At 72.7% G+C, this 1,009-nt stretch carries 1 protein-coding gene; it reads right to left on the bottom strand.

All coding sequences use genetic code 11. The features are described 5' to 3' along the window. Positions 1–406: 406 nt before the first annotated feature. Positions 407–859, bottom strand: coding sequence for a helicase associated domain-containing protein (locus ACWFR4_RS49215; protein WP_453658563.1), 453 nt, complete (start codon positions 857–859; stop codon positions 407–409). Between the last annotated feature and the right edge of the window lie 150 nt (positions 860–1,009).

The following is a 1,009-nucleotide window of genomic DNA, read 5'->3' as shown; positions in this document are numbered from 1 at the left end:
GCGTCGTGCGCGCATCCACGTTATGCAGACCTGCCGCCCACCAGGTGCCGGGCATTGCGCTCGGCGGGGCGGTAGTCGGACCTCTCATCAGCGTCTCCAACGGCGCCTCTCGGGCCCGGTGGCACCACCCCCCAGGTCATGCCCTCGACAGGGGGGAACAGCCATGCCGGGCCCGGGCAACCGTGTGTTGGCGGCCGGGGCGCGCGTGATGCGCCAGCTGGTGCGCAGCGCGGTGGCGACGTGGACCAGGACGACGACGGCCTGCCGCCCCGCGCCGCCCCGGACTCACGCCCGGTGAAGCGGACCTGATCGGCCGCCCAGTGACCCGCACGCCGCCAGGGGCGCAGACGTCCGAGCAGATAGCCGGCCGCGAGCGCGGCGGCCGCGGTGACGACGAGGTCCATCATCAGGACCACCGCATCCCGACCTTGGACAGCTCCTCCACCCGCTGCGGGGACAGCGTGGCGGCCCTGCTCCGCTGGTTGTTGACCCACGCCCCTAGACGGAACTGGAGCTCTTGGCCGTCCTCGGAGAGCACGGTCTCCACGTGCTTGCGCGGGACCTTCAGGTGGCCCTCGCGCTCGAAGAACTGCTTGGCGGCCTCGTAGTTCATCGCCCGCTTGTCGGCCTGGGTACGGTGCGGCTTCGGCTTCTCGTCCTCGGCTGAGGGCTCGATCCCGAGGACCTGCTCGCACAACCACTGCTGCACGCCGGTGAGCTGGTCCCAACCGAGCCGCACCGACGTCACCCACCGCCCGAGATCCTCGCCCTGGCGCACGACCTCGCCCACCTCGGTGGGCAGCGCCTCGCCCGCGTCCAGGTGCATCCGCACCAGGTGGAAGCACCGCTGCCACGTCACCGGCCGCGACGGGCACCGCGACGCGTCGATCTCCTACAGCTGCTCGCGCCGCTCGTCCGACAGCGCCCCGGGCGACGACTGAACCGGCAGGCCCTCCGCGCGCCGCCGCTCGTTCTCGGCAGCAGCCCACCCGCGCGCGGCGGACAGACC

This window comes from Streptomyces sp. NPDC055140 (assembly GCF_053607285.1).
This window is presented reverse-complemented; position numbering and strand designations above follow the sequence as displayed.